Below are 6067 nucleotides of genomic sequence, written 5' to 3' on the forward strand. Positions count from 1 at the left end.
GAGCCGGCGGCCTGCCGTGCTCGTCGGGTGCGGGGTACTCACCGGAGTTCTGGGGCCGGGCAGGCGGCGACGGCGCCTGGCCCGGCTGCGGCCCCTGGGGGGCTCGTGGTGCCTGCGGTCCTTGTGGTGCGTGCGGGGAGCGCGGAGCATGCGGGGCGGCGGGCCGCCTCCCGCCCGCGTCACCGTCTCCCGGGCCATGGTCCCGTGGGGCCTGCTGGGACGGCTCTTCCGACCGGATGCGGTCGATGATCGCCTGGGGCGCCGTGTCGGTCACACCGGGGCGGCCACCGCCGGACGCGTCGTCCTCCTCGGCAGCGCGACGCCGCCGGCGGCGTGGTTCGCCCCCGGCCTGTCCGCCGTGCTCGGCGAGTAGTTCGGCGACAGTTTTCTGCGCCCGCCCGCCGTCGCTGTCTCGAGTCATCCCTTCCACCGTGCCCGTCGCGCGTTGTCTGCGTCTAGTGTGAACCCCGGCGTCATGAGTGCCGACCCTGGCCGGTCAAAGGTGCAGTCTGGTCCTCGCCGTTGGAATGGTCCAGCCGCCGGAGGATGAGACCTTCCCGGAGCGCCCACGGGCAGATTTCCAGCACGTCGAGTGCCAACGCCCGCATCGCGCTCTGCGCCACCAGCGCGCCCGCGACGAGCTGGTGCGCCCTGCTCGCGCTCACCCCCTCCAGTTCGGCGAGGTCCGCCGACGACATCCGGGACACGAACGCGATCAGTTGACGCAACGCCGTGTCGGTGAGCGCCCGGCGGGCACGGGGCCCGGCGGCCGAGGGCGCCGCCCCGGTCAGGCGCGCCAGCGACCGGAACGTCTTCGAGGTGGCAACCACCCGATCGGGCTCACCCTGCCGGGCAACACGCCGCGCGAGCCCGGAGAGCTGGTCGTCCAGCCAGGCCGTCGTCGCCACCACCTCGGAGCGCGTCGGCGGGTCGTGCGCGAACCGGGTCCGGGTGAGGCGGCCCGCGCCCAGCGGCAGCGACTCGGCGAGGTCGGGGTCCTCGTCCACGCCCATCGCGACCTCCAGCGAGCCACCTCCGATGTCGAGGACGAGCAACCGGCCCGCCGACCAGCCGAACCAGCGGCGCACCGCCAGGAAGGTCAGCCGCGCCTCCTGTTCGCCGGTCAGCACGCGCAGCTCGACGCCGGACTCCTCACGGACCCGGCCGAGCACGTCGGAGGCGTTCGCGGCGTCGCGCAACGCCGAGGTGGCGAAGGCCATGACCTCCTCGCAGCCGAGGCGGCGTGCCGACTCACGCGCCGCCACGACGGCGTGCACCAGCTCGTCGGCGGCGGTCTTGTCGATCTCGTTGTCGTCCCCGATCCGCTCGACCAGGCGCACGACGCTCTTCTCGGAGTGCATCGGAGTCGGGTGGGCACCACGGTGCGCGTCCACCACGAGCAGGTGGACGGTGTTCGACCCGACGTCGAGTACCCCTAGGCGCACGAAGCCCTACGGTACCCGCCGCGACCGTGAATCCGCTGTGACATCGCCGATGTCACCGCCGCGTCGGCGATACCACCCGATCGCGGCGTCCACGGCCGACCGCGCTGCGTGTCCGGACGCGGGCGTGTCAGCCCTCGAACTTGTAGCCGAGCCCCCGCACGGTCACCAGGTGGCGCGGTGCTCCGGGATCGGACTCGATCTTGGACCGCAGCCGCTTCACGTGGACGTCGAGCGTCTTGGTGTCGCCGACGTAGTCGGCTCCCCACACGCGGTCGATGAGCTGGTTGCGGGTCAGTACCCGGCCGACGTTGCGCAGCAGGTACTCCAGCAGGTCGAACTCCTTGAGCGGTAGCCCGACCTCGGCACCGTCCACGGTGACCACGTGCCGCTCGACGTCCATCCGCACCGGTCCCGCCGCGAGCACCTGCGGCGCGGACTCCTCCTCCGGCACCGGCTCACCACCGCGGCGCAGCACCGCCCGAACCCGCGCGATCAGCTCGCGCGCCGAGTACGGCTTCGTGACGTAGTCGTCGGCTCCGAGTTCGAGCCCCACCACCTTGTCGATCTCGCTGTCCCTGGCGGTGACCATGATCACGGGGACGGCGGAGCGCTGACGCAGCTGCCGGCACACGTCCGTGCCGCTCATGCCCGGCAGCATCAGGTCGAGCAGCACGATGTCGGCGCCGTTGCGATCGAATTCGTCGAGCGCCTGCGCGCCGTCGGTGGCCACGGCCGCGGTGAACCCCTCCTTCCGCAGCAGGAAGGCCAGCGGGTCGGCGAACGACTCCTCGTCCTCAACGATCAGCACCCTGGTCACGACGTTCCTTTCTGTCCGCTGGTCTCGGCGGCCCCGGCCGGGTCGCGCCGCCCGGGCTCCGTCCCGTCCGGACCGGTCCCCTCCGGACTCGTGCCCGCCGGTTCCGTGTCCACTCGTCCCGTCTCTACTGGTTCGTTGCCCGCCGGTCGCGTGTCCGCTGGTCCCGTCCGGTTCGCCCGGTCCTGCCCGGCCTCGCCCGGTGGAGGGCCGTCGTGCGGCCCGGTGCCGGCGACCGCGTGCGCCGGGATGCACAAGGTGAAGGTGGACCCCACGCCCGGACTGCTCCACAGGCGCACCTCGCCGCCGTGGTTGGCGGCGACGTGCTTGACGATGGCCAGGCCGAGCCCGGTACCGCCGGTGGCGCGGGAGCGTGCCTTGTCGGCCCGGTAGAAGCGCTCGAACACCCGTTGCTGAGCGTCTTCGGCGATGCCGATGCCCCGGTCGGTGACGGCGATCTCGACATAGGAACCATTGCGCCGCCTGCTCACCGACACCGGGCTCCCCGCGTGGGAGTAGGCCACGGCGTTGTCCAACAGGTTCGACAGGGCGGTGACGAGCAGGGTCGGATCGCCCTCCACGGTCAGTCCGCTCTCGGCGTCGGTGGTGATGCGGATGTCGGCCGCCTCGGCCGCGATCCTCGTCCTGCCCAGCGCCTCGGTGACCACGGCGTCCACGTCCACGGTCGTGAGCTCGGGCAACCGTTCGGCGCCCTGGAGCCGGGACAGCGCGATCAGTTCGGTGACCAGCTTGCCGAGCCGGGTGGACTCGCGCAGGATCTTCTCGCCGAAGTGGCGGACCTCGTCACCGTCGTCGGCGGCGTCGAGCACCGCCTCGGCGAGCAGTGCGATGGCCCCGACCGGTGTCTTGAGCTCGTGGCTGACGTTGGCGACGAAGTCACGCCGGGTGGCCTCCAGCCGCACGGCCTCGGAGTGGTCCACGGCCTCCACCACGATGTAGCCGTCCCCGAGCGGGCGCAGATGCCCGAGCACGGCCTCGGGACCGCGGCGCCGGACGGTGAACGGCGAGAGGTCGACCTCGGTCGGTTCGCCCGTCTCCATCACCTGCTCGGCGGCCTTGCGGGTGCGCGGGTCGGCGTGGTTCTGCCGCACGAGGCCGAGTTCCTCGGCACGGTGGTTGTGCAGCACGAGGTCGCCGAAGCGGTTGAGCACCAGCACGCCGTTGCCGGACGACCGCATGGAGCGATCGAGCAGCTCGGCCGCGGTGGGCCCCGTGGGCCGCCGCCGGGCGCGTTCGGAGTAGCGCGCGAGCGCGAACCCGGCGACAAGACCGATCACCACCGCGGCGATGGCCAGCGCGAACGAAGCGGACGCCGTCACGTGGGCATCGTAAGCACCACAACGGGTGAATGGACCAGTCTCGGCCGCGCACTCGTGACCGCCGCGACACCTCCACTGCGACTGTTCACCACGGCGTCAGCACCCGTTCACTCCCAGCACCCCGCGAGTTGCCCCTCCCGGTCGGCGAGTTGCCACTTCCGGTCCGCGAGTTGCCACTTCCGGTCGGCGAGTTGCCCCTTCCGGCGCGAGTAACCCCAGCCCCGCACCCTCCAGCTTCCCGTCGTGCGGGCCCCTCACAGGCCGCTGGCAATCTCCGGAGAGCGGCAAGGGGCGACTTGCCGGGCGCCCAAGGGGCAACTCGCGGGCATCCAGGGGCAACTCGCGAGCGCCAGGGGGCAACTCGCGGACACCCAGGGGCAACTCGCGGACACCCAGGGGCAACTCGCCGGGCTGGGGTGGGGTCAGCGGCCCTGGCTCGCCACGGCGGCCGCCGCCTTCGCCGCCTCCTCCGGGTCGAGGTAGGTGCCGCCCGGGTTGGTGGGGCGCAACTCCGCGTCGAGGTCGTAGCGCAGCGGGATGCCGGTGGGGATGTTCAGCCCGGCGATGTCGTCGTCGGAGACGTTGTCGAGGTGCTTGACCAGGGCCCGCAGCGAGTTCCCGTGCGCCGCGACGAGCACCGTGCGCCCGGCACGCAGGTCCGGCACGATCGCCGACTCCCAGTAGGGCAGCAGCCGCGCGACGACGTCCTTCAGGCACTCGGTCATCGGCATGTCGGCGCCGAGGTCCGCGTAGCGCGCGTCGGAGTCCTGGCTGTACTCGCTTCCCGGCTCGATCGGCGGTGGCGGCGTGTCGAAGGAGCGCCGCCACAACATGAACTGCTCCTCGCCGAACTCCTCCAGCGTCTGCTTCTTGTCCTTGCCCTGGAGCGCGCCGTAGTGGCGCTCGTTGAGCCGCCAGCTCCGGCGTACGTCGATCCAGTGCCGGTCGGCCTGGTCGAGCGCGATGTTCGCCGTGGAGACGGCACGGCGCAGCAGGGAGGTGTGCACGACGTCCGGCAGCAGCCCTGCTTCCCCGAGCAGATCACCGCCGCGTCGCGCCTCGTCTTCGCCCAGCTCGGACAGCGGGACGTCGACCCAGCCGGTGAACAGATTCTCCGCGTTCCATGTGCTCTGCCCGTGCCGCAGCAGCACCAAGGTCCCAAGTTCGGCCATACGTCCAGCGTGCCAGAGGGCCGTTCGAGTGGTAGGGACTGCCTGAATATTCACTTACTGTGTCGTAATGCCCGGTCGATTTTGGTCCGACCCCCTCGCGTGCTCCCGAGAAGAGGTCGCTGTGGTTACAGAAATCGCAAAGCGTTAACGATCTGCCGCAAAATCACCCAAACGGGGTACTGCGTAGCCTTGTGATTACGGACCCGAGTCTGACAAGTTGGCTTACAACCCGCTCGGCCGGTCACCACGCACTCCCCGGCCGGACGCGGGTACAGGCGCAGCTCGTCTCCCCCCTGCCGAGCTGCGGCCCGCCGGCCCCGTTGGCATCCCCCTCGCCACCGGGTCCACGAGGCGGGAGCGTCAGCGGGGCGGCTCGAGTTCGCGACTCCCCCCTCCCTCGAGCCGCCCCGCGACGCACCTTCTCCCACCGCCGACACCACGGCACGCGTCACTGGCTCGGTGCCGCGGAAGGCCCTCACGCCCGTGCTGAAACACGGAGCTACCTCGCGGCACCGGCGAGCAACCCGGAACCGCACGCTACGCGGCGCGGCGTCAGTCCCCTGTGAGCGAGCCGGGGGTGTGCGTGCCCTCGGGTTCGATGAGGTGCCGGAACGCCTGGAGGTTGGCCAGCGACTCCCCGCGGGAGACGCGCCAGTTCCACTCCCTGCGGATCGACTCGGCGAAGCCCAGCTCCAGCAGCGTGTTGAAGTCTCCGTCGGCGGCCTCGAGCACCTGCCCCAGCAGCTTGTCGAGCTCGGCCTCGGTGACGGTGTCGGGGCCGAGTCTGCCGACCAGGTAGATGTCGCCCGTCGCGTCGAGCGTGTAGTGCACGCCGTAGAGCTTGGCGTTGCGGCGCAGCAGGAACCGGTAGACCTCCTCGTGGGCCTCGTCCGGGCGCCGGCACACGAACGCCTCCACGGCGAACGAGTGCTCCCTGGCGACCAGCCAGCAGTTCGTCTGGAGCTTCTTCGTACCGGGCAGTGTGACGAAGTACACCCCCTCGCCCTTGCGGTCGTAGTCCAGCCCGGCCGCCTCCAACGCCGAGCGGACCACCGCGTCGACCTCGCGCACCGGCCGGTCACCGCTCTCGTCGCGCGCGCTCACACCGCCACCTCCAGTGTCGTGCCGCGGAAGGCACGCGTGGCCTCCGCGTAGGTCTCCACGAGTGCGTCCGTCGTCCGCTGCCAGGAGAACCGCTCCGCGTGCCGCCGCGCGCCCGACGACAGCCGTTCCCGCGTGTCCGCGTCGAGCGCGACCCGGCCCAGCGCATCCGCCCAGTCCCCCGCGCGGTGCCCG

Annotated in this window: 5 protein-coding genes and 1 pseudogene; all 6 read right to left on the reverse strand. The window is 71.6% G+C overall.

The window, feature by feature from the left end; translation table 11 throughout:
* Positions 1-473: 473 nt before the first annotated feature.
* A complete protein-coding gene (locus SACSA_RS0108415) occupies positions 474-1445 on the reverse strand; it encodes a Ppx/GppA phosphatase family protein (protein ID WP_019815030.1) in 972 nt (323 codons plus the stop codon).
* A gap of 127 nt (positions 1446-1572) precedes the next feature.
* A complete protein-coding gene (locus tag SACSA_RS0108420; RefSeq protein WP_019815032.1) occupies positions 1573-2262 on the reverse strand; it encodes a response regulator transcription factor in 690 nt (229 codons plus the stop codon).
* Complete coding sequence (locus SACSA_RS0108425; RefSeq protein ID WP_019815034.1) at positions 2259-3599, reverse strand: sensor histidine kinase; 1341 nt, start codon at positions 3597-3599, stop codon at positions 2259-2261. Before SACSA_RS0108425 ends, SACSA_RS0108420 begins: the two co-directional genes overlap by 4 nt.
* A gap of 422 nt (positions 3600-4021) precedes the next feature.
* The gene (locus SACSA_RS0108435) at positions 4022-4771 is read right to left on the reverse strand and encodes a phosphoglyceromutase (RefSeq protein ID WP_019815036.1); all 750 of its coding nucleotides are present in this window, start codon (positions 4769-4771) and stop codon (positions 4022-4024) included.
* A 552-nt stretch (positions 4772-5323) separates the two neighbouring features.
* Positions 5324-5875: a type III secretion system chaperone family protein gene (locus tag SACSA_RS0108440; RefSeq protein ID WP_019815037.1), complete on the reverse strand. Its 552-nt coding sequence runs from the start codon at positions 5873-5875 to the stop codon at positions 5324-5326.
* Positions 5872-6067, reverse strand: a pseudogene (locus tag SACSA_RS25930) (D-inositol-3-phosphate glycosyltransferase); the annotation flags it as partial. The pseudogene SACSA_RS25930 and the gene SACSA_RS0108440, both read right to left, overlap by 4 nt.

This window comes from Saccharomonospora saliphila YIM 90502, assembly GCF_000383795.1.
Taxonomy (GTDB): domain Bacteria; phylum Actinomycetota; class Actinomycetes; order Mycobacteriales; family Pseudonocardiaceae; genus Saccharomonospora; species Saccharomonospora saliphila.